Annotated in this window: 22 protein-coding genes; 16 read left to right on the top strand and 6 right to left on the bottom strand. The window is 66.8% G+C overall.

Going from position 1 to position 23,763, the window contains the following annotated elements:
* Positions 1-74: 74 nt before the first annotated feature.
* From ACJH5R_RS11925 to ACJH5R_RS11880, 10 genes are all read left to right on the top strand, one after another.
* On the top strand, positions 75-2,714 hold the full coding sequence (locus ACJH5R_RS11925) for a valine--tRNA ligase (RefSeq protein WP_406782000.1): 2,640 nt from the start codon (positions 75-77) through the stop codon (positions 2,712-2,714).
* Positions 2,711-4,126: a bifunctional tetrahydrofolate synthase/dihydrofolate synthase gene (gene folC / locus ACJH5R_RS11920; RefSeq protein WP_406781999.1), complete on the top strand. Its 1,416-nt coding sequence runs from the start codon at positions 2,711-2,713 to the stop codon at positions 4,124-4,126. The genes ACJH5R_RS11925 and folC overlap by 4 nt, the downstream gene beginning before the upstream one ends.
* A complete protein-coding gene (locus ACJH5R_RS11915; protein WP_406758508.1) occupies positions 4,123-4,473 on the top strand; it encodes a DUF4233 domain-containing protein in 351 nt (116 codons plus the stop codon). Before folC ends, ACJH5R_RS11915 begins: the two co-directional genes overlap by 4 nt.
* Before the next feature lie 85 nt (positions 4,474-4,558).
* Positions 4,559-5,005 (top strand): nucleoside-diphosphate kinase, encoded by a 447-nt coding sequence (ndk, locus tag ACJH5R_RS11910; protein WP_406758509.1) that lies wholly within the window; start codon positions 4,559-4,561, stop codon positions 5,003-5,005.
* A gap of 366 nt (positions 5,006-5,371) precedes the next feature.
* Positions 5,372-8,230, top strand: coding sequence for an Rne/Rng family ribonuclease (locus ACJH5R_RS11905; protein ID WP_406781998.1), 2,859 nt, complete (start codon positions 5,372-5,374; stop codon positions 8,228-8,230).
* 152 nt (positions 8,231-8,382) lie between these two features.
* The gene (gene rplU, locus ACJH5R_RS11900; RefSeq protein WP_024440773.1) at positions 8,383-8,694 is read left to right on the top strand and encodes a 50S ribosomal protein L21; all 312 of its coding nucleotides are present in this window, start codon (positions 8,383-8,385) and stop codon (positions 8,692-8,694) included.
* A gap of 17 nt (positions 8,695-8,711) precedes the next feature.
* Complete coding sequence (gene rpmA, locus ACJH5R_RS11895; protein WP_024440772.1) at positions 8,712-8,972, top strand: 50S ribosomal protein L27; 261 nt, start codon at positions 8,712-8,714, stop codon at positions 8,970-8,972.
* Positions 8,973-9,020: 48 nt separating this feature from the next.
* Positions 9,021-10,478, top strand: a complete 1,458-nt coding sequence (obgE, locus tag ACJH5R_RS11890; protein WP_406781997.1) for a GTPase ObgE — start codon at positions 9,021-9,023, stop codon at positions 10,476-10,478.
* Positions 10,475-11,581 carry a glutamate 5-kinase gene (proB, locus tag ACJH5R_RS11885; protein ID WP_406781996.1) on the top strand — a complete coding sequence of 369 codons (1,107 nt, stop codon included), beginning with the start codon at positions 10,475-10,477 and terminating at the stop codon, positions 11,579-11,581. Before obgE ends, proB begins: the two co-directional genes overlap by 4 nt.
* A 128-nt stretch (positions 11,582-11,709) precedes the next feature.
* Positions 11,710-12,477, top strand: coding sequence for a PE-PPE domain-containing protein (locus ACJH5R_RS11880; RefSeq protein WP_406781995.1), 768 nt, complete (start codon positions 11,710-11,712; stop codon positions 12,475-12,477).
* Here the strand turns inward: ACJH5R_RS11880 and ACJH5R_RS11875 are convergent.
* A complete protein-coding gene (locus ACJH5R_RS11875; protein WP_406781994.1) occupies positions 12,458-13,093 on the bottom strand; it encodes a TetR/AcrR family transcriptional regulator in 636 nt (211 codons plus the stop codon). The two genes, ACJH5R_RS11880 and ACJH5R_RS11875, sit on opposite strands and share 20 nt — an antisense overlap.
* A gap of 105 nt (positions 13,094-13,198) precedes the next feature.
* Between ACJH5R_RS11875 and ACJH5R_RS11870 the strand changes: the two genes are divergently transcribed.
* Positions 13,199-14,458 (top strand): cytochrome P450, encoded by a 1,260-nt coding sequence (locus ACJH5R_RS11870; protein ID WP_406781993.1) that lies wholly within the window; start codon positions 13,199-13,201, stop codon positions 14,456-14,458.
* 25 nt (positions 14,459-14,483) lie between these two features.
* Here the strand turns inward: ACJH5R_RS11870 and ACJH5R_RS11865 are convergent, their stop codons facing one another.
* From ACJH5R_RS11865 to ACJH5R_RS11850, 4 genes are all read right to left on the bottom strand, one after another.
* Positions 14,484-14,969 carry a hypothetical protein gene (locus ACJH5R_RS11865; protein WP_406758516.1) on the bottom strand — a complete coding sequence of 162 codons (486 nt, stop codon included), beginning with the start codon at positions 14,967-14,969 and terminating at the stop codon, positions 14,484-14,486.
* Between the two features lie 204 nt (positions 14,970-15,173).
* Complete coding sequence (locus ACJH5R_RS11860; RefSeq protein WP_406758517.1) at positions 15,174-16,436, bottom strand: MFS transporter; 1,263 nt, start codon at positions 16,434-16,436, stop codon at positions 15,174-15,176.
* A gap of 48 nt (positions 16,437-16,484) precedes the next feature.
* On the bottom strand, positions 16,485-17,336 hold the full coding sequence (locus ACJH5R_RS11855) for an NAD-dependent protein deacetylase (protein WP_406758518.1): 852 nt from the start codon (positions 17,334-17,336) through the stop codon (positions 16,485-16,487).
* Between the two features lie 4 nt (positions 17,337-17,340).
* Positions 17,341-17,880, bottom strand: a complete 540-nt coding sequence (locus ACJH5R_RS11850; RefSeq protein ID WP_406758519.1) for a cysteine hydrolase family protein — start codon at positions 17,878-17,880, stop codon at positions 17,341-17,343.
* 56 nt (positions 17,881-17,936) lie between these two features.
* On the opposite strand from ACJH5R_RS11850, the gene ACJH5R_RS11845 reads away from it, so the two are divergent.
* From ACJH5R_RS11845 to ACJH5R_RS11825, 5 genes are all read left to right on the top strand, one after another.
* Complete coding sequence (locus ACJH5R_RS11845; RefSeq protein ID WP_406781992.1) at positions 17,937-19,991, top strand: NAD(+) synthase; 2,055 nt, start codon at positions 17,937-17,939, stop codon at positions 19,989-19,991.
* Between the two features lie 15 nt (positions 19,992-20,006).
* Positions 20,007-20,750, top strand: coding sequence for a class I SAM-dependent methyltransferase (locus ACJH5R_RS11840; RefSeq protein ID WP_406781991.1), 744 nt, complete (start codon positions 20,007-20,009; stop codon positions 20,748-20,750).
* A gap of 21 nt (positions 20,751-20,771) precedes the next feature.
* Positions 20,772-21,167 carry a tautomerase family protein gene (locus ACJH5R_RS11835; protein ID WP_406781990.1) on the top strand — a complete coding sequence of 132 codons (396 nt, stop codon included), beginning with the start codon at positions 20,772-20,774 and terminating at the stop codon, positions 21,165-21,167.
* Positions 21,168-21,281: 114 nt separating this feature from the next.
* Entirely contained in the window at positions 21,282-21,872 is a 591-nt protein-coding gene (locus ACJH5R_RS11830; RefSeq protein ID WP_406781989.1) for a TIGR03086 family metal-binding protein, read from the top strand.
* A 37-nt stretch (positions 21,873-21,909) separates the two neighbouring features.
* Positions 21,910-22,851, top strand: a complete 942-nt coding sequence (locus ACJH5R_RS11825) for a hypothetical protein (RefSeq protein WP_406781988.1) — start codon at positions 21,910-21,912, stop codon at positions 22,849-22,851.
* Between the two features lie 10 nt (positions 22,852-22,861).
* Here the strand turns inward: ACJH5R_RS11825 and ACJH5R_RS11820 are convergent, their stop codons facing one another.
* A complete protein-coding gene (locus tag ACJH5R_RS11820) occupies positions 22,862-23,725 on the bottom strand; it encodes a ribokinase (protein WP_406781987.1) in 864 nt (287 codons plus the stop codon).
* Positions 23,726-23,763 lie beyond the last annotated feature (38 nt).

The following is a 23,763-nucleotide window of genomic DNA, read 5'->3' as shown; positions in this document are numbered from 1 at the left end:
GCTTTTCGGCAGTGTCACCTCCCTCGGACACCTCCCTGCGGGGATCACCTGGCCATCCTTCCTAGAATTGACCGGTGACTGACACTCCCAACGCCGCCAACACCGATCACCTGCCCAAGTCATGGGAGCCGGGTGCGGTAGAGGACGCGATCTACCAGCGTTGGGTGGATGCCGGCTACTTCACCGCCGATCCCACCAGCGAAAAGCCCGGCTACTCGATCGTGCTGCCCCCGCCGAACGTCACCGGCAGCCTGCACATGGGGCATGCGCTCGACCACACCCTGATGGACGTGTTGACCCGTCGCAAGCGGATGCAGGGCTACGAGGTGTTGTGGCTGCCCGGCATGGACCACGCCGGCATCGCCACCCAGAGCGTGGTGGAACGCCAGCTGGCCGCCGACGGTAAGACCAAGGAAGACTTCGGCCGCGAACAGTTCATCGAGAAGGTGTGGGACTGGAAGCGGGAGTCCGGCGGCACCATCGGCGCCCAGATGCGCCGGCTCGGCGACGGTGTGGACTGGAGTCGCGAACGGTTCACCATGGACGAGGGGCTGTCGCGGGCGGTCCGCACCATCTTCAAGCGGCTCTACGACGCGGGTCTGATCTACCAGGCTGAACGACTGGTCAACTGGTCGCCCGTGCTGGAGACCGCGATCAGCGACCTCGAGGTCAAGTACGAAGACATCGAGGGTGAGCTGGTGTCGTTCCGGTACGGCTCGCTCGATGACGCCGAACCCCACATCGTGGTGGCCACCACCCGACTGGAGACCATGCTCGGTGACACCGCGATCGCGGTGCATCCCGACGACGACCGCTACCGCGACCTGGTGGGCAGTTCATTGCCGCACCCGTTCTCCGACCGTCAGATCGTGGTGGTGGCCGACGCCCACGTCGACCCCGAATTCGGCACCGGCGCGGTGAAAGTCACCCCCGCCCATGACCCCAACGACTTCGAGATCGGTCTGCGACACCAGCTGGACATGCCGACGATCCTGGACAAACGCGCCCGGATCACCGGCACCGGAACACAGTTCGACGGCATGGACCGCTTCGAGGCGCGCGTCGCGGTGCGCGAAGCGCTGGCCGCCCAAGGCCGCATCGTCGCCGAGAAGCGGCCCTACCTGCACAGCGTCGGGCATTCCGAGCGCAGCGGCGAAGTCATCGAACCGCGGCTGTCCATGCAGTGGTGGGTAGACGTCTCCTCGTTGGCCAAGGCCGCCGGTGACGCGGTCCGAGACGGCGACACGGTCATCCATCCGAAGAGCCTGGAGCCGCGCTGGTTCGCCTGGGTCGACGACATGCACGACTGGTGCATCTCGCGGCAGCTGTGGTGGGGGCACCGCATTCCCATCTGGCACGGGCCCAACGGCGAGAAGGTCTGCGTCGGCCCGGATGAGACCCCGCCGCAGGGCTGGGAGCAGGACCCCGACGTGCTGGACACCTGGTTCTCCTCGGCGTTGTGGCCGTTCTCCACGATGGGCTGGCCGGACGCCACGCCGGAGCTGGAGAAGTTCTATCCGACCAGCGTTTTGGTGACCGGCTACGACATCTTGTTCTTCTGGGTGGCCCGGATGATGATGTTCGGCACCTTCGTCGGTGGCGACGCTGCGCTGCCCGACGCCCATGTTCCGTTCCGCAACGTGTTCCTGCACGGCCTGATCCGCGACGAACACGGCCGCAAGATGAGCAAATCGCGTGGCAACGGGATCGACCCGCTGGACTGGGTCGAGACGTTCGGCGCCGACGCGCTGCGGTTCACCCTGGCGCGCGGCGCCAGCCCCGGCAGTGACCTGTCGATCGGTGAGGACCATGCCCGCGCGTCGCGCAACTTCGTCACCAAACTGTTCAACGCGACCAGGTTCGCGCTGATGAACGGCGCCTCGCCGGCGCCGCTGCCGGCGCTCGATGAGCTGACCGACGCGGACCGCTGGATTCTGGGACGGTTGGAAGAGGTTCGTGCCGAGGTGGATTCGGCGTTCGAAGACTACGAGTTCGGTCGGGCCTGCGAGGCGCTGTATCACTTCGCCTGGGACGAGTTCTGCGACTGGTACGTCGAGCTGGCCAAGACCCAGCTGGGACAGGGCCTTACGCACACCACAGCCGTGCTCGCGGCGGTGCTGGACAACCTTCTGCGGCTGTTGCACCCGGTGATCCCGTTCGTCACCGAAACCCTGTGGCAGGAGCTCACCGGTGCGGAGTCGCTGGTGATCGCGGACTGGCCGGCGTCGTCGGGCATCGCACTCGACCAGGTTGCCGCGCAACGGATTACCGACATGCAGAAGTTGGTGACCGAGGTGCGTCGGTTCCGCAGCGACCAGGGCCTGCGTGACCGGCAGAAGGTCCCGGCCCGGCTGACCGGTATCGGCGACGCCGACCTGGCCACCCAGGTGGCAGCGGTGGCCTCCCAGGCTTGGCTGACCGAGCCCGGGGACGACTTCACGCCGTCGGCCACCGTCGAGGTGCGGCTGCAGCACGGCACCGTCGTCGTCGAACTGGACACCTCCGGCACCGTCGACGTCGAAGCCGAGCGTCGTCGGCTGGAGAAGGATCTGGCCACCGCGCGCAAGGAACTCGAGGCCACTTCGGCCAAGCTTGGCAATGAGGCATTCCTGGGCAAGGCGCCCGAAGCGGTGGTCGACAAGATCCGAGGCCGCCAGCAGCTGGCCAGCGACGAAGTGGAGCGGATCACGGCACGCCTGGCAGGCCTGGCGTGACCGATCAACCGATCGGCACCACAGAGCCCACCCCGGACGAGATTGCGGCGCTGCTGCAGGTTGAGCACCTTCTTGATCAGCGGTGGGGCGAGACCAAGATCGAACCGAGCCTGACCCGGATCAACGCCCTGCTCGAGCTGCTCGGTTCGCCGCAGCGCACCTACCCGTCCATCCACGTCGCCGGCACCAACGGCAAGACCTCGGTGGTGCGGATGATCGATGCGTTGCTGACGGCGTTTTCTCGCCGCACCGGACGTACCACCAGCCCGCACTTGCAGTCGGCGGTCGAGCGCATTGCGATCGACGGCCAGCCGATCAGCCCAGGCCGGTATGTGGAGACCTACGCCGAGATCGAGCCCTTCGTGCAGATGGTCGACGCGTCCTCGCAGGCTGACGGGGGACCGGCCATGAGCAAGTTCGAGGTGCTCACCGGGATGGCGTTCGCGGCCTTCGCCGACGCTCCGGTCGATGTCGCCGTGGTGGAAGTCGGCCTGGGCGGCCGCTGGGATGCCACCAACGTGGTCGAGGCTCCGGTCGCTGTCATCACCCCGATCGGTATCGACCATGTCGACTATCTCGGCGACGACATCGCCGGGATCGCCGCGGAGAAGGCCGGGATCATCCATCGCTCGTCGGACGAACTGACCGACACCGTGGCGGTGATCGCCCGCCAGGCGCCCGAGGTGATGGAGGTGTTGCTGGCGCAGTCCGTTCGCGCCGATGCCGCGGTGGCACGGGAGAACTCGGAGTTCGCGGTGCGCAGCCGCCAGCTCGCGGTCGGCGGGCAGGTGCTGGAACTTCAGGGCTTGGGCGGGGTGTACTCCGACATTTTTCTGCCGCTGCACGGCGAGCATCAGGCCCACAATGCGGTGCTGGCGCTGGCGGCGGTCGAGGCGTTCTTCGGGGCCGGCGCCGATCGGCAGCTCGATGTCGACACCGTTCGGGCGGGCTTCGCCGCGGTGCGCAGCCCTGGCCGGCTGGAGCGGATGCGCAGCTCGCCTACGGTGTTCATCGACGCCGCACACAACCCGGCCGGAGCCGCCGTGCTGGCCCAGGCCCTGGCCGAAGATTTCGACTTCCGATACCTGGTCGGTGTGGTCAGCGTGCTGGGCGACAAGGACGTCGACGGCATCTTGGCGGCGCTGGAGCCGGCATTCGACCGAATTGTGGTGACCCATAACGGTTCTCCGCGAGCGCTGGACGTCGAAACGCTGACCGTGGCGGCGGCGAAGTGGTTCGGTGACGACCGGGTGGTCACCACCGAAACGCTTGAAGATGCGATCGACACCGCTACGGCGCTGGTCGATGAATTCGACTCCGAGGGCGAAGCCTCCGGGGCTGGCATCGTGATCACCGGCTCGGTGATCACCGCCGGCGCGGCTCGCTCTCTGTTCGGGAAGGACCCGGCATGACCCAACAGTCAGACGCTCCCGATCCGTGGCGAGGCTTTCGCGGCGTGATGGCCGCGACACTGATACTCGAAGCCATCACGGTGCTGCTGGCTCTGCCGGTGGTCAGCGTCGTCGGGGGAGGTCTGACACCGTTCTCGCTGGCGTACCTGCTCGGCCTGGCATTGGTGCTGCTGCTGTTCGCCGGTATCCAGGGCCGCAGCTGGGCGATCTGGGCCAATCTGGCGCTGCAACTGGTGCTGGTGGCCGGATTCGTGATTTACCCCGGCGTGGGCATCATGGGCCTGGTGTTCACCGCGGTGTGGGCACTGATCGCTTATTTCCGTGCTGTGGTCTTGCGACGCTCGTGACGGATCCGGTCGCCGGGCCGGTACGCTATCGCCCGTGCCGCTGGCGATGACGCAGGGCGGAACGATGGGACAGGAGCGGCGCTGCATGACTGAGCGGACTTTGGTACTGATCAAGCCGGACGGCGTGAACCGTCGACTGGTTGGCGAGATCATCAACCGCATCGAGAAGAAGGGCCTGACGTTGGCGGCCCTGGAACTGCGGCCGGTGCAGCAGGCCGTGGCCCGGCAGCACTACGCCGAGCACGACGGCAAGGCGTTCTTCGCTTCGCTGCTGGACTTCATCACCTCAGGCCCCGTGGTCGCCGCCGTGGTGGAAGGACCGCGCGCGATCGAGGCGTTCCGGCAGCTCGCCGGTGGCACCGACCCGGTGGCCAAGGCCACCCCTGGCACCATCCGTGGCGATTTCGGCCTGGAGACCCAGTTCAACTTGGTGCACGGCTCGGACTCGCCGGAGTCGGCCGAGCGGGAGATCGCGCTGTGGTTCCCCGACCTGAAGCCGTCGGCGTCGGCCACTCCGATGACCCTGGCCTGACGCCGGAAGTTAGTGCCTTTCGTCCGGCTCCTGTGGATTGTGTGGGATACTGACTAACGGGTGAACGTCACCGGACCGGTGTCCGACACCCGAATGAAGACTTCGGCGAGTGCGACGGTCGCGATATGTGATGCGGCGCCGATCGCCGGTTCTCATTCAGCCAGGCACCGAGTCGGTTCAACCCGAGCCCCTCGGAGCGAGACCACCACAAGCCCGGGTAAGTGAGCCGGGCCCATAACGAGAAGTCCTCGCGTGGCCGCGTCGCAACGACGCGCCCGGGGGCTTGAGGAGACGTACGTGTCAGACCCCTCTCTATTTAAAGGCCCCGATTCAGACGCTTCAGCAGCGCCGCATGAACACGAGGAGTTGCCCGATCGACTGCGGGTGCACTCGCTGGCGCGGGTTCTGGGCACCACCAGCAGGCGGGTCTTGGAAGCGCTGACCGAGCTGGACGGCCGGACGCGCAGCGCCCATTCCAGCGTGGACCGTGTCGAGGCGGTGCGAGTCCGCGACCTGCTCGAGTCGGTCGCCGCACCCGCTGTGGGCGGGTTGTTCCAGGAGGCCGGCGAAGCCGAGGGGACCGGCGAGGTCCCTGACGAGCCCGAGTCCCGGCTGCTGCTGGAGACGGCCCCGGAGCCGGTCGCCGCGCGCGCCGACTACATGCCGTTGTTCGTGGCGCCGCAGCCGGTCGCCTTCGAGCGCCCGGTGCCCCGTGTCGCCGACGCCGATGCCGACGATGACGATGACGACGACGACCTCGGCGGCTCCGACGCCGACGCCGACGACGAGAACGGGGACCGGCCGGCCAACCGGCGTCGGCGCCGTGGTCGCCGCGGCCGTGGCCGGGGTCGCGGGTCCGAGGGGGCGACAGCCGAGGACTCCGACGACGAGGCCGAGGACGATGACTCCGCCACGGAATCAGAGGAGGCCGGGGACGCCGAGGACGCCGCTGACGAGGAGGGCGGTTCGGCTGAGGACGCGGGCAACCGTCGTCGTCGCCGCCGCCGTCGGCGCAAGGCCGGGGCGGGCGAGGAAGAGGACGCCGCGTCGTCGGACGACCCACCCAACACCGTCGTGCACGAACGGGCGCCGCGCGCCAAGACCAGCCGGTCCGCCAAGAGCGACCGGGGCACCGGCGACGACGAGATCCAGGGCATCACCGGGTCGACCCGGCTGGAGGCCAAGCGGCAGCGTCGCCGTGACGGCCGTGACGCCGGACGCCGCCGCCCGCCGATCCTGAGCGAGGCCGAGTTTCTGGCCCGCCGCGAGGCGGTCGAACGCCGGATGGTGGTCCGCGACCGGGTCCGGACCGAGCCGCCGCATCAGGGCGCCCGCTACACCCAGATCGCCGTGCTGGAAGACGGCGTGATGGTCGAACACTTCGTGACGTCTGCCGCATCGACCTCACTGGTGGGCAACGTCTACCTGGGCGTTGTCCAGAACGTGCTGCCCTCGATGGAGGCCGCCTTCGTCGACATCGGCCGGGGCCGCAACGGCGTGCTCTACGCGGGTGAGGTGAACTGGGAAGCCGCCGGGCTCGGCGGCGCCAACCGAAAGATCGAGCAGGCGCTCAAACCCGGCGACTACGTCGTCGTGCAGGTCAGCAAGGACCCCATTGGGCACAAGGGTGCCCGCCTGACCACCCAGGTTTCGCTGGCCGGTCGCTACTTGGTCTACGTCCCGGGCGCGTCGTCGACCGGCATCAGCCGCAAGCTGCCCGACACCGAACGTCAGCGGCTCAAGGAGATCCTGCGCGAGGTGGTGCCCGCCGACGCCGGCGTGATCATCCGCACCGCGTCGGAGGGCGTCAAGGAATCCGACATCCGCTCCGACGTCGAACGCCTCCAGGAACGCTGGACCCAGATCGAGGCCACCGCGGCCGAGACCAAGGGGAAGGCGGCCGGTGCCGCGGTCGCGCTCTACGAAGAGCCCGACGTGCTGGTCAAGGTGATCCGAGACCTGTTCAACGAGGACTTCTCCGAGTTGGTGGTCTCCGGTGACGACGCGTGGGCCACGATCAACGAGTACGTGGGCTCGGTGGCGCCCGAGTTGGTGTCGAAGCTGACCCGCTACTCCGCGCCCACCGGCCCGGAGGGGCAGGCCGGTCCGGACGTATTCGCCGTGCACCGCATCGACGAACAGCTGGCCAAGGCGCTGGACCGCAAGGTCTGGTTGCCCTCGGGAGGCACGCTGGTGATCGACCGGACCGAGGCGATGACGGTGGTCGACGTCAACACCGGCAAGTTCACCGGCTCCGGGGGCAACCTCGAGGAGACGGTGACCAAGAACAACTTGGAGGCCGCCGAGGAGATCGTGCGGCAGCTGCGCCTTCGCGACATCGGCGGCATCATCGTCATCGACTTCATCGACATGGTGCTGGAGTCCAACCGGGACCTGGTGCTGCGCCGACTGACCGAGGCGCTGGGCCGCGACCGAACCCGCCACCAGGTTTCGGAGGTGACCTCGCTGGGGCTGGTGCAGCTGACCCGCAAGCGCTTGGGCACGGGGCTGATCGAGGCGTTCTCGACATCATGTCAGCACTGCGCCGGACGCGGAATCGTGCTGCACGCCGACCCGGTGGACTCCGCTGCGCCGGGGCGAAAGTCCGAATCGGGCGGCAGCAGCACCAGCAGCAGCCGCCGCAGCAAGCGCGCGAAGAAGCCGAAGGTCGACGAACCGCCGGTCACCAAGGTTCCGGTGCATACGCCAGGCGACCACCCGATGTTCAAGGCGATGGCCGCGGCCAGCGATCGTCACGAGGATGAGTCCGACGACGAGCACGAGACCGCGCCCGACACCGATGAGCTGTTGGTGAACCTCGCCGAGCAGGGCACCGAAGGTGTCGACGAGGTCGAGGGCGCCGACGAGGTCGCTCAGGACGACCTGGAGTCAGGCGTGGCCGACGAGGACCTCGCTGAGGCTGAAGACGACGACGCCGACGAAGACGCCGACGATGACGACGAAGACGCCGAAGACGACGCCGACGACGAAGACGCCGACGATGACGACGAAGACGCCGACGAAGTCGATCTCGACGACGATGACGACGAGGACTTCGACGACGACCTCGATGTCATCGATGAGTCGGACGAGTCGGACGAGTCTGATGAGGACGAAGACTCCGAGGATTCCGAGGACTTTGACGAGCCGGAGGTGCCGGTTGTGGTGGTCGAGCGTCCGCGTCGTCGGCGTGCGGCGGCCCGACCTGCCGGACCTCCGATCTAAGGTCGTGCCGGTTTGACCCCTTAGCCGCTGGTCACGTACCCTTGACCAGTTGTCGCCAGGCGGGAATAACCACAGCTCGGCGGACAGAACCCCAGACACCTGCGCAAGTCCCGATGGCGTGCGCGCCCGAGAAGCAGAGGTAGAAACCAACGATGGCGACGTACGCAATCGTCAAAACCGGCGGCAAGCAGTACAAGGTTGCCGTTGGTGACGTGCTCAAGGTTGAGAAGATCGAGTCCGAGCCGGGATCGTCGGTCTCGCTGCCGGTCGCGCTGGTCGTGGACGGTGCCACCGTCACCACCGACGCCGCCAAGCTGGCGAAGGTCGCGGTCACCGGCGAGATCCTGGAGCACACTAAGGGCCCCAAGATCCGCATCCACAAGTTCAAGAACAAGACCGGCTACCACAAGCGGCAGGGTCACCGTCAGCAGCTGACCGTGCTCAAGGTCACCGGAATCAAGTAGCAGCAGGAGGCAGCGAGATGGCACACAAAAAGGGCGCTTCCAGCTCACGTAACGGGCGCGACTCAAACGCCCAGCGACTCGGCGTCAAGCGGTTCGGCGGCCAGGTTGTCAAGGCCGGCGAGATCCTGGTCCGCCAGCGCGGCACTCACTTCCACCCCGGCGTCAACGTCGGGCGCGGCGGCGACGACACCCTGTTCGCCACGGCACCCGGTGCCGTCGAATTCGGCGTGAAGCGTGGCCGCAAGTTGATCAACATCGTGCCTGTCGCCCGCGACTAGTCGCTGGCGTAACTGGGCGCCTTCGGGCGCCGGATAGGTAGTAACGCCATGTCCCGGTTCGTCGACCGCGTTGTCATCCATGTGCGGGCCGGCGACGGGGGCAACGGCTGCGCCTCGATTCACCGGGAGAAGTTCAAGCCGCTCGGTGGTCCCGACGGTGGTAACGGCGGCCGCGGCGGCAGCGTCGTGCTGGTCGTCGACCCCCAGGTGCACACCCTGCTGGACTTTCACTTTCGGCCGCACATCGACGCGGCGTCCGGCAAGCAGGGCCAGGGCAACAACAAGGACGGCGCTTTCGGCGCGGACCTGGAGATCAAAGTTCCCGACGGCACTGTCGTGCTCGACGAGCATGGGCGGTTGCTGGCCGACCTGGTGGGCACGGGTGCCCGCTTCGAGGCAGCCGCCGGCGGGCGAGGCGGGCTGGGCAACGCGGCCCTGGTGTCGCGCGCCCGAAAGGCGCCCGGCTTCGCGTTGCTGGGGGAGAAGGGCGAGTCCCGCGACCTCACGCTGGAACTCAAGACCGTTGCCGACGTCGGGCTGATCGGATTCCCGTCCGCGGGCAAATCCGCTCTGGTGTCGGTGATCTCGGCAGCCAAACCCAAGATCGCCGACTATCCGTTCACCACGCTGGCGCCGAACCTGGGCGTGGTCTCGGCCGGCGAGCACACCTTCACCGCGGCAGATGTGCCCGGCCTCATCCCGGGCGCCTCGGCCGGGCGTGGACTGGGTCTGGACTTTCTGCGGCACATCGAACGCTGCGCGGTGCTGGTTCACATCGTGGACTGTGCGACCGCCGAACCGGGTCGTGACCCGCTCTCCGACATCGAAGCGATCGAAGCCGAACTGGCCGCCTATACCCCCACCATGCAAGGGGATTCGACGCTGGGCGACCTGGTCGACCGGCCGCGGGCCGTGGTGCTCAACAAGATCGACGTGCCCGAGGCGCTGGAGATGGCCGAATTCGTCCGTGACGACATCGCGGCCGAGCGCGGCTGGCCGGTGTTCATGGTCTCGACGGTCAGCCGTGCCGGCTTGCGGCCCTTGACATTCGCGCTCGCCGAGATGGTCTCGGCGTACCGCGCGGCGCAGCCGGAGCCGGTCGCGCGCCGCCCGGTGATCCGGCCCGTGCGTGCGGGCGATACCGGGTTCACCGTGGAATCCGACGGCGAGGGCGGTTTTCTGGTGCGCGGTACCCAGCCCGAGCGCTGGGTGCATCAGACCAACTTCGACAACGACGAGGCGGTTGGCTACCTGGGCGACCGGCTGGCCCGACTCGGGGTCGAGGACGAGCTGCTGAAGCGGGGCGCCAAACCGGGTTGCGCGGTGACCATCGGGGAGATGACCTTCGACTGGGAGCCGGCTACACAGGCCGGGGTGGACATGGGAGCAGCCCGGCCCTTAACAAGAAGGGGCACCGACACCCGGCTGGAGCGCAGCGACCGAGTGGGTGCCGCCGAGCGCAAGGTGGCACGCAAGCAGCGCCGAGAGCATTCGGAGGACGAGTGACCGGCAGTGGTGCGCGCGAAGCGATTCGCACCGCGCGCACCGTCGTGGTCAAGATCGGCACCACCGCACTGACCACCGAGTCCGGCATGTTCGACGCGGCGCGGCTGGCCGGGCTGGCCGAGGCGATCGAGGCCCGAATGAAGGCCGGCTCGGACGTGACGATCGTGTCCTCGGGGGCCATCGCCGCGGGCCTGGAGCCGCTCGGATTGTCCAAGCGGCCAAGCGATCTAGCCACCAAACAAGCCGCCGCCAGTGTGGGCCAGGTGGCGCTGGTCAACGCGTGGAGTGCCGCCTTCGGCCGGTTCGGCCGCACAGTGGGGCAGGTGTTGCTGACCGCCCAGGACGTATCGATGCGGGTATCGCATACCAACGCCGCCCGTACCCTGGACCGGCTGCGCGCGTTACACGCGGTGGCGATCGTCAACGAGAACGACACGGTGGCCACCAGCGAGATCCGGTTCGGCGACAACGACCGGCTCTCGGCGTTGGTGGCGCATCTGGTGGGCGCCGACGCGCTGGTGCTGCTCTCCGACATCGACGGCCTCTACGATTCCGATCCGCGCAAGGGCCCGGCCCGTCTGGTCCCCGAGGTATCCGGACCGGATGACCTCGCCGATGTGGTTGCCAGCGAGGGCAGTCACCTGGGCACCGGCGGCATGGTGTCCAAGCTGTCGTCGGCACTGCTGGCCGCCGATGCGGGAGTGCCGGTGTTGTTGGCCGCCGCCAGTTCGGCCGCATCCGCCCTCTCGGATGCATCGGTAGGCACCGTCTTCGCGCCCCGGGCGCAACGGTTGTCGGCGCGCAAATTCTGGGTGCGCCACGCCGCCGACGCGGCCGGGATGCTGACGCTGGACGCCGGGGCCGTCCAGGCGGTGCTGGCTCGCCGTCGCTCCCTGCTGCCGGCCGGGATCACCGCGGTCTCGGGCAGGTTCTACGGCGGCGATGTGGTCGAACTTTGTGGCCCGGATGGATCGGTGGTGGCCCGCGGCGTGGTCGGCTACGACGCCGCGGAGCTGGACGCCATGATCGGTCATTCCACCGCTGAGCTGGCCCCGGATGCGCGTCGGCCGGTCGTGCACGCCGACGACCTGGTCGCGGTGTAGTCCCTTCCCACCCCGGTCCTTCCCGCGAGTCCTTCCCGCGAGCGTGCGTGTTTGGCCAGCGACACGCCGGTCAGGGGCGTACAACTACGCACGTTCGGTTGTCGATACCAGCGATAGGGGGTTGACAGATGACCACGGTGTTCACCATCGACGGGGCGGGATGGAGTGGGTTTCTGCGGTTCATGTGCCGCGGCGCGGTCACCAAGGGCAAGACCGTCGAAAACGTCAAGTACCCCAACACCTACTTCGACGGACTGCGCTATGTCCCAGCGGTCGCCGCGGTGCAGCGCGGTGCGCAAGCCCTCGACGACATGCTGACCGCCCACTTCAACGCCTCACCCAATGCCGACGACGTACTCGTCTACGCCGTGAGCATGGGGGCGCAGGTCGCCTGCAAGTGGTTGCGCGAGAGGGGGCCGACCTCATCGGTCCCCACCGACAGAGTGTCGTTTCTGCTACTGGCCAACCCCGAACAGCCGTTCCACGGCATCTATCGGGCCGACCCGAAGCTGGTCACGTTCACGAAGCTGCCCGACTACGGCGGCGTCGGCGTACCGGCGGACACCCGGTTCGCGGTGACGGACCTGTGTCGCCAATACGACGGCATGGCCGACTTTCCCAACCTGCCCGCGGCAGACGTCGACTCGCTGGCCGTCAGAAACGCCCTGCTGGGCCTGGTCCTGGTCCACAACAACTACTTTCGGCTCGACATCAACAGTGCCGAGAACGTCCGCGTCCGCCGCGGCAACATCACTTACGTCTTGTCCCCAACCCGAGTTCCGCCGGCCTGTGGCCTGACCGCGCTGTTTCCCAACCGGCTGAAGCGGCGGCGTCAGAAGATCGAGAGCTCCTATGATCGCTCGGCGTGGACCGGCCCTACTTCTCCGTTGGCTTGAGATATAGGGCACCCCAAACGATTTCAGTCAGTGCAGTGGCGAGCTCGGAATCGTAGTCCGCGTCGCGGACCGGCAGGTTCTGCTGGCATACCCGCTCCACCATCCAGGTGAGCGCACTCGCGGTGGCGGCCACGGGCAACTCGCGGCGAATGGAGCCGTCGGCCTGGCCGTCTTCGATGACCTGGGCCACCCGGCCCGAGATTCCGGTCAGCAGATCCCGGTAGGTGGCGCCCACCAGCGGGTCGTAGCCGGCCATCTCACTGAGTGCGATCAGCAGCGGTTGATGCCGTCGATAGTTGGCGATGATCGAGGCCATCGCGGCGCGGACATCGTCGGGATCGCGGCGCTGCGCCACGCCCCACCAACGCTCGGCCCCCGAAGCCAGATCGCCGAACACCTGGCCGGCGAGCCGGCGCAGCAGATGGCCTTTGTCCTCGAAGTAGATGTAGAAGCTGGCGCGTGAGATGCCGGCCTCGGTGGCGAGTCGGTCCACGCTGAGCTCGGTGAAGCTGGCGCCGGCGCTCATCAGCCGCTCGGTGGCGTCCAGGAGGCGGCGTTCGATCTCCTCGCGCCGCTCCTGGCGGCTGGTGGGGGGCTTGCGGGTCACAGAAGCCACGGTGGTCAGCGTAACGGCAAGCCCGACGTCTTGACTAGACACTGTGTCTAGACCTAGTGTCGGCTCGAGCCCGGTGTGACCGGGGCCATACGCCGAGGAGGTCTCGTGACCGCACCATCCGCCGCGCTGCGCAGCTATGACCCGGTCGACCTGTCCTCCCGTGCGTTCTGGTCCGGCACCGCCGCGGAGCGGGAGCGCTCGTTCGCAATGCTGCGCGTCGAGCGTCCGGTGAGCTGGCACCCGCCGGTGCAAGACGCCATGCTCAACGATCCCGACGACCCGGGATATTGGGCAGTCACCCGCCACGCCGACATCGTCGAGGTCAGCCGCACCAACGAGGTGTTCCTATCCGGAAAGGGCGTGCAGTTCGAGAACATCCCCGCGGAGATGCTGGAGACCACGCAGTCCTTCTTGGCCATGGATCCGCCCCGGCATACCAAACTGCGCAAGCTGGCTACCGCGGCGTTCACTCCCCGGCAGATTCGGCGCATCGAGGACTCGATCAAGGCCAGCGCCAAGGCAATCGTCGACGAACTCAAGGCGGCCGGCAGTGGAGCCGACTTTGTCGAGTACTGCTCCAAGGAACTGCCGCTGCGCACGCTGGCCGACATGGTGGGCGTGCCGGATTCCGAGCGCGCACAGGTGGCTCATGCCGCCGATGCGCTGGTGTCGACTAACGACCCGGTGTTCCTCGCCGGGCGCGACCCACTGGCGGTGATGGGCGAGAACATCATGTACCTGCATCAGGTCGCCGGCGCGCTGGCGGCGCAGCGCCGCGACACTCCCGGTGATGACCTGTTCAGCAGCCTGGTCAACGCCGAGGTCGACGGTGACCGGCTCACGGATGCCGAGGTGTCCGCCTACTTCGTGCTGCTCGCGGTGGCGGGCAACGACACCACCCGCCAGACCGCCAGTCATGCCCTGCGAGCGCTCACCGACTTCCCCGACCAGCGCGCTTGGCTATTGGAGGATTTCGACCGCCGCATCGGGACCGCGGTAGAGGAGTTCATTCGCTACGCCACACCGGTGATGACCTTCCGGCGCACCGCCGCGACCGATTACGAACTCGGCGGCCAGACCATTCGCGCCGGCGACAAGGTGGCGATGTTCTACGCATCCGGCAACTGGGATGACACCGTATTCAACGATCCGGACCGCTTGGACCTGAGCCGCGATCCGAATCCGCACCTGGGCTTCGGCGGCGGTGGGCAGCACTACTGCCTGGGAACCCATGTGGCCCGGGCACAGTTGCGCGCCCTCTTCGGTGAGTTACTCCATCGGTTGCCGCGCATCGAGGCCGGCGAACCGGAGTACCTGGCGGGCAGCTTCATTCACGGCATCCGCGCCATGTCTTGCACGTTCTGACGGTGGTGCCGGGCTCTCCCGGCCCCTACAGGCTCGGAGTGATGCCCGCGAGATCTGCCAGCAATTGCGCGAATCCGTCGCCCGATTCCAATGCCGTCCCGCCGGCGTCAACGGCGGGGAATTCGAACAAGGTCAGCGGCGGCAGGCCATAAATGCTCAGCACGTCTTTCACGCCCGCCGAGTCGCTGAGGTAGGTGTTGGTCAATCCGTTCAGCAGGGTGAATGCGTCAGCGAACCCTAGGACGGGATCGTTCAGGGAATAATTCGTGATCACCGGAGCCCCTGCGAGTCCGCCGACCGCGGGAATGATCGGCAACAAGATAAACGCATCTGCAACGGTTCCGACGTGCGGATACGCCGGGCCGTCGAGGGTGGCGGTGACGACGTCATGAAAATCGCTGTACAGGTACGGGACACTGGAAGATGTGTGGTCGACTGTGTACCACAGATCAGTCCCGGGGATGGTCGGAAGTCCCGGCGCCGCGTAGTAGTACGGGAACACCGGCGACACCGGGTCAAGATAGGGCCAGGCATCGTCGATGGCGTCTGCGGATGCGGCCGGGCCGGCGGCAAACGCGGCACCCAGTGCGACTCCCAAGCCGGCTCCGAGAAATCCCCCGCGAAGGATGCTTGTCCGACGACGACGCATCATTAGCCCCCCGGCCAATTAAATACGGCTAATTTTTACGAAAAATACCTCTTATTGAAAATGTTGTCAAGCAGGCTCCGCCGCTTCACGAAGGGATGCCGTCGCGCCTGGACCGAAGTGCCGGCCGGTGGCGTCCTTGCCGATCGCGGTCAGCACGATGACCGCGATCAGCGTCGGCACCAGCGTCACGACCAGGGCGTACGGGTATCCGTGGGCGGCCGCCAAGTGCTCCTGGATCGGAAGGTTGAACGCGGCGAAGAGATTGCCCAGCTGATAGGTCACGCCCGGATAGAAGCCGCGGATCGCATCCGGTGACATCTCGGTCAGGTGGGCCGGGATCACGCCCCAGGCACCCTGCACACAGATCTGAATCAGGAACGAGCCCAGGCACAGCATGCCCGCGGTGTGTGACAACGCGAACAGGGGCACGATCGGCAAACCCATCACCGCGGCCCAGATGATCGCGTAGCGCCGGCCCAGCCGCTGTGACAGCGAACCGAAGATCAGCCCGCCGATGATCCCGCCGATGTTGTAGATCACCGCGATCCACTTGGCCGTGACATGGGACAGGCCCGCGCCGTCGGGAGAGGTCAGAAATGTCGGGTAGATGTCGTGGGTGCCGTGGCTCATCCAGTTGAACGCCGTCATCAGCAGCACCAGGTAGCAGAATCGGCGGATCACCTTGGCGTCGGTGAAGACATCGCGGATCCTGGTGCGGGTCAGCTGCATCCGATCCTGGGTGGCCTGCCAAACTTCGGACTCTGTCACCCGGTAGCGGATCAACAGGCTGACCATGGCCGGCAGTATCGAAAGCCCGAACAGCCAGCGCCAGGACAACCCCAGTAAGTCGTTCACCAGTAGCGAGGCCACGGTGGCGGCCAGGTAGCCGAACAGATAGCCCTCCTGCAGCAGGCCGGAGAAGAACCCGCGCCGCTCGGCTGGAATCTTCTCCATGGCCAGCGCCGCGCCCAACCCCCATTCGCCACCCATCCCGATCCCGTACAGCAGACGCAGAATCACCAGCACGGTGAAGGTGGGGGCGAAAGCGCACAGGAACCCCACCGTCGAGTAGAACACCACGTTCACCATGAGTGGTATTCGTCTGCCGACCCGGTCGGCCCACAGGCCGAACAGCAGCGCCCCGAGCGGGCGCATCACCAGCGTGGCCGTGGTCAGGAACGCGACTTCGGTCTTGGTATGGCCGAAGGTCTTGGCGATGTCGGCATAGACGAACACCACGATGAAGTAGTCGAAGGCATCCATCGACCAGCCCAACACGGCGGCGAGGAACGAGTTGCGCTGGTCGGGCGTGAGCCGCTGCTTTGTCACCGGAGCATCGTGCAGGATTCGCGGCGATTGCGTGCCGCTACTGATGGATTACCGCGACGAAATTTCGCAGGCTAGCTCCGAAGCCAGCAACGCCAGCGTCGGCGAACAACCGCCGTCGATCCTGACGTCGGCCAACTCATCGCCGCGGGTGGGCCCGCGGTTGACGATCCCGACCGGGACACCGCGTGCGGCGGCGTGGCGAACGAACCGGTAGCCGGAGAACACCGTCAGCGACGAACCCGCCACCAGCAACGCCTCTGCGTCATCGACCATCGAATAGGCTTGAGCGACGCGTTCTTTGGGGACGCTTTCGCCGAAATAGACGATGTCGGGCTTGAGGATTCCGCCGCAATGCCGGCAGTCGACGAAGCGGAATGACGCGGTATCGGTGACGACGGCGTCCGCATCGGGCGCCACGGCGATGCCGCCGAGCTTTCCAGCCCGGTCGGTGAACCCCGGGTTGAGCTCCTCCAACTGCTCGGCGAGCGACGCTCGGCTCATCGTCTGCCCGCAGGACAAGCAGATCACCGTCGCGTAGCTACCGTGCAGATCCACCACGCGCCGGCTCCCTGCTTTGGTGTGCAGCAGATCGACGTTCTGGGTGATCACCCCGGTCACCACGCCGGATTCTTCCAACGCGGCCAGTGCCACGTGCCCGAGGTTGGGCGCGGTGGCGGCCATGTGGCGCCAGCCGATGTGGTTGCGAGCCCAGTACCGCTGCCGAAACACCCGGTCGCCGGTGAACTGGGCGATGGTCATCGGGTTGCTCGGTGGGGAGTCCGGGCCGCGATAGTCCGGAATGCCCGAATCGGTAGAGATACCGGCGCCGGTGAGCACCGCGACCCGTCGGCCCGCCAGCAGCGTCAGCAGGTCGCAGACCGTCGGCTCGGTTCCGCCCATCCGGCTAGCGTAGGCACTTCTCGGCCGTCGACTGCTCAGCAGCCATGTTGCGGGACATCATCTCCAGCGCGGCGGCGCCCAGTTCCGGGTCGATGTGGGCGACGGCGTCGATCGGTATCACCACCGGTAGGTGCCGAACGTAGGCGTCCAGCGCGGTGTAGAGGATGCATTGCTCGGTGACCTGCCCGGTCAGGATCAACCGGCGGGTCCCGAGCCGGCCGAGCAGATATTCCAGCGGAGTCGCGTAGAAGGCGCTGTGTCGCACCTTGGTCATCAACCGATCGCCGGCTACCGGGACGATCGGCTGAACCAGCTCGGGTCTGGCACCCTCCAGTGCCGAGGCGACGATCTGGGCGAATCCAGCGGTGAAGTCGCCGTAGTTGTCGTTGACGTAGATCAGGTCGACATCTTCGGCGTCCCGGCTGCGTTCGACCAGGTCGGCGAGTGGTTCGACGATCTGCGCGACGTTGCCGGCCAGTTGTTTCGCGTCGGCGTGGCGGTAGGCGTTGAGCATGTCGACGACGACCACCGCGGTATCGGTCATGCCCTGGTGATACCCGAAAGCTGCACGTTGACACAGTCCAGGCGACAATGGGGGCAATGGAGCATTCTGGGGACTTCTACAACGCTTACCGGCATGGGTTCGCACGGGTTGCCGCCTGCACGCACCGTACGACGCTCGCCGACCCGGACGCCAACGCCGAGTCGGTGCTGCAGCTGGCGCGCGAATGCCACCACGACGGTGTCGTGCTGGCCGTCTTTCCCGAACTCACCCTGTCGGGATACTCCATTGACGACATCGTCCAGCAGGACAGCCTGCTCGGTGCCGTCGAAGCGGCCCTGCTCGACGTGGTCGCGGCGTCGACGGAACTGTTGCCGGTCTTGGTGGTGGGGGCGCCACTGCGCTACGGGCACCGCGTCTACAACACCGCGGTGGTCATCCACCGCGGGCGCATCCTCGGGGTCGCGCCGAAGTCCTACCTGCCCACCTACCGGGAGTTCTACGAGGGCCGCCAGCTGGCTGCCGGCGCCGGCGAACACGGACTCATTCGGCTGGGCGGGGTAGAGATCCCGTTCGGGCCAGACCTGCTGTTCGCCGCGACCGATCTGCCCGGGTTTGTGCTGCACGCCGAGGTGTGCGAGGACATGTTCGTGCCGGTGCCGCCCAGTGCCCAGGCCGCCCTGGCCGGTGCGACGGTGCTGGCGAACCTGTCCGGCAGTCCGATCACCGTGGGACGCGCCGAGGACCGCTGCCTGTTGGCCCGGTCGGCCTCGGCGCGCTGCCTGGCCGCTTACGTCTATGCCGCCGCGGGAGAGGGGGAGTCGACCACCGACCTCGCCTGGGACGGCCAGACCATGATCTGGGAGAACGGCACCCTGCTCGCCGAAAGCGAACGGTTCCCCAACGGCCCCCGCCGATCGGTCGCCGACGTCGACCTCGGGCTGCTGCGCTCGGAGCGCTTGCGCATGGGCACCTTCGACGACAACCGTCGCCACCACCGGGATGCAGTGCAGGCGTTCCGGCGGGTGGAGTTCGCTCTGGACCCCCCGGCCGGGGACATCGGACTGCGGCGGGTGGTCGAACGATTCCCGTTCGTGCCGTCGAATCCGCAGCGACTGCAACAGGACTGCTACGAGGCCTACAACATTCAGGTCTCTGGTCTGGAGCAGCGACTGCGCGCGTTGAACTGTCCCAAGGTGGTCATCGGGGTATCGGGCGGACTGGATTCGACGCACGCCCTGATCGTCGCCGCTCGGGCGATGGACCGGGAGAGCCGACCGCGCAGTGACATTCTGGCGTTCACCATGCCCGGTTTTGCCACCGGTGAGCGCACCAAGGCCAATGCCGCTGCACTGAGCAAGGCGCTGGGGGTGACGTTCGCCGAGATCGACATCCGCGAGACCGCGAAACTGATGCTGTCCGAGCTCGGGCACCCGTTCGCCCGCGGTGAAGCCGTCTACGACGTCACATTCGAGAACGTGCAGGCCGGTCTGCGCACCGACTATCTGTTCCGGATCGCCAACCAGAACGGCGGGATCGTGCTGGGCACCGGTGACCTGTCCGAGCTGGCGCTGGGCTGGTCCACCTACGGGGTGGGCGACCAGATGTCGCACTACAACGTCAACGGTGGCGTGCCCAAAACCCTGATCCAGCACCTGATCCGGTGGGTGATCAACTCCGGGGAGTTCGATTCCGACGTGTGCGCGGTACTGGCCTCAGTGCTCAACACCGAGATCAGCCCGGAACTGGTGCCGGCGGCTGACGGCGAAGAGATTCAGCGCAGCGAGGACAAGGTGGGCCCGTACTCGCTGCAGGACTTCGCGCTGTTTCAGGCGTTGCGGTACGGATTCACCCCCGCCAAGACCGCATTCTTGGCCTGGCACGCCTGGCATGACGTGGAAGCGGGTTCCTGGCCTCCCGGATATCCGGCGGACAAACGGCAGGCCTATTCGCTGGCAGACATCCGGCACTGGCTGAAAGTCTTTGTGCAGCGGTTCTATTCGTTCAGTCAATTCAAGCGTTCAGCGTTGCCGAACGGACCGAAGGTATCCCACGGCGGTTCGCTGTCGCCGCGGGGTGAATGGCGGGCCCCGTCGGACATGTCGGCGCGGATCTGGCTCGACGAGATCGAACGGGAGATTCCGCAAGAGTAGGGAGGGGCACGGAGGATGGCCGAGATTCGAAGGGTTCCGTTGTCACCGGCGTTGCAACGGGCCATTACCCTGCTCAGCGATCCACCGTCGGACCCGCAGGTGAGCCGCGGCTACCTCGATCTGCTCGATGGGGCAGGGCAGGTGGGCGCGCAGCAGAACACCGGTGCCATTCAACGGCTGTGGGCCTCGTCGTTCGGGTCGATGTTCTACGACAATGCCCAAGCGGTGGCCCGCCGACTGCTCGAAGCCTGGCAGCACCCGATCGACTGGCTGAAGATCCCGGCCGGCGCGGTGGCGCTGGATGTCGGCTGCGGGCCGGGCAGCATCACCCCCTCGCTGGCCCAGGGCGTCGGCCCCGACGGATTGGCGTTGGGCATCGATGTCTCAGAACCCATGCTCGCCCGGGCGGCACGGGTGCAGGCCGGTTCCCAGACCGGCTTCCTGCGCGCCGATGCACAACGACTCCCGCTACGCGACCAGACGGTTGACGCGGTGGTCTCGATCGCTGTCTTGCAGCTCATCCCCGATCCGGTGGCGGCGCTGGGCGAGATGGCGCGGGTGCTGAAGTCAGGCGGGCGCATCGCACTGATGGTGCCCACCGCAGGGTCGGCCTCCCGGCTGTGGCGGGTCCTGCCCAAGGCCGGTGCCCGGGTGTTTGACGACGACGAGATCGCCGACACCCTTGAACGTCAAGGTCTGACCAGCCTGCGGGTCAAGAACTACGGCGCCATCCAATGGGTGCGGGCCAAACGGGACTGATCATCTGGCAGGGTGTGAAACATGCCCACCGTCCTGATCGAGGTCCGCCGCCACTACGAGCCGGCCGAGGAAGTCGAGATCATCGATGCCGTCCACGGCGCGCTCGTGACCGCATTCCAGATTCCGGCCAAGGACAAGAACGTGCGGCTGGTCGTCCACGAGCCGCACCGGTTTGCGGTTCCGGCGCAGCTCGCGAAGCCCGAGTACCGCACCCTGGTTTCGATTGACTGCTTCTCGGGCCGGTCACTTGAAGCCAAGCGGCTGCTCTATGCCGGGATTGTCGAAAACCTTGCCGCGCTGGATATTCCCGCTGACCATGTGATGATCACCCTGCACGAGGTGGATCGGGACAACTGGGGTATCCGGGGCGGGCAGGCCGCATCCGACGTCGACCTGGGTTTCAACGTCGGGGTCTGAGTCGAGCTCCGCTGACTGATCGTCCGCCGTTTTTGTAGAACTTGGGCGAAGCAATCAGAAACTTGACCGCTTGTGCGCAGCTACGCGCAAAGCGGTTCGGCTAGCGTTGTCATCGTGTGGGGCACTGAAACAGTGGACTCGACCGACCTCGACATGCTCGACCATGCGACGCAGTCGTTCTCGCTAGTCCTCGGGTCGATCGACACCGAGGACTTTGGCCGGCCAACCGCCTGCGGAGACTGGACGATCAAGGAGATCGCTAGTCATGTCTGCGGCGGGGCGCTGCGCTACGCCCACTACCTGCGCGGCGGTCTGCCGGACGAGATCGCCTGGACCCGAGCAGCCGATCACGTCGGCAACGATCCACGCACCGTTCATGACAAACTATCCGCCGAGCTGCGAACTCTGTTTGCGCAACCTGGGGCTGGTTCGGTCGGTGCACACCACCCGATGCAGACAGTCAGTGGTGCGGTCCTGCTGCGAATGCGGGTTGCGGAACTTGCGGTGCATGCGTGGGACATGGAGAGCACCCTTGATGCCGCATCAACGCTCGACGATGATCTCGCCGCCTACCTTCTCGATCGTGCGATCTCGATTCTGCGGGCACAGCGCGAACACGGATACTTCGCGGACGTCGAACCGGCGAATCCGGATGCTCCAGCCCCGGCCCGGCTGCTCGCTCTGACAGGGAGATCCATGCCCTGACGTCCAAGCTGCGATACCGATGGCGAAAGAGGCGACAGTGAAGATCAGGGACGTTCTCTCCGCGATGGTCGCCACTGCTCTAGCGGTGGTAGGCGCGGGCTGCATGCCACCGGGCCGCAGTGCCGCGGCTAGCAACTTGGAGCGCGAGATCGCCGCGATGCCCGGTGTCGAAAGCGCCACCGCGCGGTATTCGAACGACTTCGAGAACGGTGCCGAACTCAGGCTGGACGTGGTCATGAGCCAGGCCGGCGATGACCAGATCACCGCGGTGGTCACACGGATCAACGATCTGAAGAATGACGACTTCAAGCATCATCGCCAGTACGAGACGTTCTTCGTCGGACGTGGCTTGGCGATCAAGTGCGAAGCTGAACTCACCGCGGGCCAGATTGTTGCCGACGCTCGTGCGCTACGCCGGATTCGCGCCGACGTTCCCCCTGGCTGGATCGAGTGGTCGCGCTACGGAAATCGCTCGAGGCTTGCGATCAGATCGGTCACCGAGACGATGGAGCCGCTGGTCGCGGCATTGGAGGCTCTTGGCAATGACGCGGGGACCACGGTCTACGTCAGGTCGGACAACCCAGCTGCGGCACCCACGTGGGAAGTCGAAGTGCCGACCAGCATGCGGCGCAAGGATTTCGAAGGTCTGCTGACGGGATTGCCGCTAGTCGCATATTACGTTCGCCTCGACCACGAGTCGGTGGTCGGTCTGGACGTATATGTCGCAGAAAAGGACTCGGCCTTCCGCGACCTGTCCGCGGTGATTCACGCCGTGGGCCCGACCGAAGAACACCCGCTGGAGCTGAGGTGGGCCCAGGTCAAAGACACCGACAATCAGCACCGCTTCGTGGGATCGCTCCGGGTGCCCGGGTGCTCGCCGGCAGAGGGGTCCGCCGCTGAGGAGCTCAGCGTGCACGGGCTCAGCCCCGAGGCCGTGCTGTTACAGCGGCAGTTGCGCAAACAGGTCGCCTCTTGCTGATAGTCCTGCATCAACTCGGCATGTCGTTCAATGCCGCCCTGATCGCCTCCGCGCTGGGGGCGCAGTCCCCAGCGCCGGCTACCAGCGTTGCCAGCGCCCCTGCCACACAGGCTCGTAGCAGTGCGTGTTCGACGCCGCCGGCCCATCCGGTCGCCAGCACACCGGCGAAGACGTCGCCCGCGCCCGTGCTGTCCAGGGCCTGCACCACCGGTGCCGGCACGCTAAGGGTGCTACCGGCACCGTGATAGCGGGCACCACCGGCACCAAGGGTGACCACCCGGTGCGGCACCTCGTGATCGAACCGCGCGGCTTCGGATTCGTTGACCACTGCCACGTCTATCAGTTCGATGAGCCCGGCCAGTTCGGACAGGTCGGTGGCGGGCGGCGACACGTTGAGGATCACCGTCGCCCCGCTCGCGTGGGCCAGCCGCGCCGCCGCGGTGGCCACCGGGATCGGAATCTCCAACTGCATCAGCAGCACGTCGCAGTCGGCGATCAGGTCGCGTTGGCCGGAATCCGGCGCCCAGCCGCCGTTGGCGCCCGGTGCCACCACGATGGTGTTCTCCCCGGAGGAGTCCACGGTGATGACCGCCGAACCGCTGGGGCCGGGCACCGTCGTCAGGCCGTCGGTTCCCACACCGTTGCTCTGCAGGTGCCTGCGCAGCCGCAGCCCGGCGTCGTCGTCACCGACCGCGCCGACGAACTGCACGTGCGCCCCCGCCCGTGCCGCGGCCACCGCCTGGTTTGCGCCCTTTCCGCCGGGGTGGGTTCCGCGCGCCGCGGCCAGCACCGTCTCGCCCGGGGCGGGCAAGGTGGCGACGTTGAACACGGTGTCGAGGTTCACGCTGCCCACTACGCACACCCGCGTCGCCATGCGATCCAGCTTCGCATTCACGACCGCGGAATGTCGTG

This window comes from Mycobacterium sp. SMC-19, assembly GCF_045310815.1.
Lineage (GTDB): Bacteria > Actinomycetota > Actinomycetes > Mycobacteriales > Mycobacteriaceae > Mycobacterium.
Note: the sequence above shows the minus strand (reverse complement) of the source record. Positions and strands in the feature narration are given on the sequence as shown.

What these genes read in the sequence shown, in the direction of transcription:
- ACJH5R_RS11915 (WP_406758508.1), top strand. Translation starts at nt 4,123, where the DNA reads ATGACCCAACAGTCAGACGCTCCCGATCCGTGGCGAGGCTTTCGCGGC.
- ndk (WP_406758509.1), top strand. Translation starts at nt 4,559, where the DNA reads ATGACTGAGCGGACTTTGGTACTGATCAAGCCGGACGGCGTGAACCGT.
- rplU (WP_024440773.1), top strand. Translation starts at nt 8,383, where the DNA reads ATGGCGACGTACGCAATCGTCAAAACCGGCGGCAAGCAGTACAAGGTT.
- rpmA (WP_024440772.1), top strand. Translation starts at nt 8,712, where the DNA reads ATGGCACACAAAAAGGGCGCTTCCAGCTCACGTAACGGGCGCGACTCA.
- obgE (WP_406781997.1), top strand. Translation starts at nt 9,021, where the DNA reads ATGTCCCGGTTCGTCGACCGCGTTGTCATCCATGTGCGGGCCGGCGAC.
- ACJH5R_RS11880 (WP_406781995.1), top strand. Translation starts at nt 11,710, where the DNA reads ATGACCACGGTGTTCACCATCGACGGGGCGGGATGGAGTGGGTTTCTG.
- ACJH5R_RS11855 (WP_406758518.1), bottom strand. Translation starts at nt 17,336, where the DNA reads ATGGGCGGAACCGAGCCGACGGTCTGCGACCTGCTGACGCTGCTGGCG.
- ACJH5R_RS11850 (WP_406758519.1), bottom strand. Translation starts at nt 17,880, where the DNA reads ATGACCGATACCGCGGTGGTCGTCGTCGACATGCTCAACGCCTACCGC.
- ACJH5R_RS11845 (WP_406781992.1), top strand. Translation starts at nt 17,937, where the DNA reads ATGGAGCATTCTGGGGACTTCTACAACGCTTACCGGCATGGGTTCGCA.
- ACJH5R_RS11840 (WP_406781991.1), top strand. Translation starts at nt 20,007, where the DNA reads ATGGCCGAGATTCGAAGGGTTCCGTTGTCACCGGCGTTGCAACGGGCC.
- ACJH5R_RS11835 (WP_406781990.1), top strand. Translation starts at nt 20,772, where the DNA reads ATGCCCACCGTCCTGATCGAGGTCCGCCGCCACTACGAGCCGGCCGAG.
- ACJH5R_RS11820 (WP_406781987.1), bottom strand. Translation starts at nt 23,725, where the DNA reads ATGGCGACGCGGGTGTGCGTAGTGGGCAGCGTGAACCTCGACACCGTG.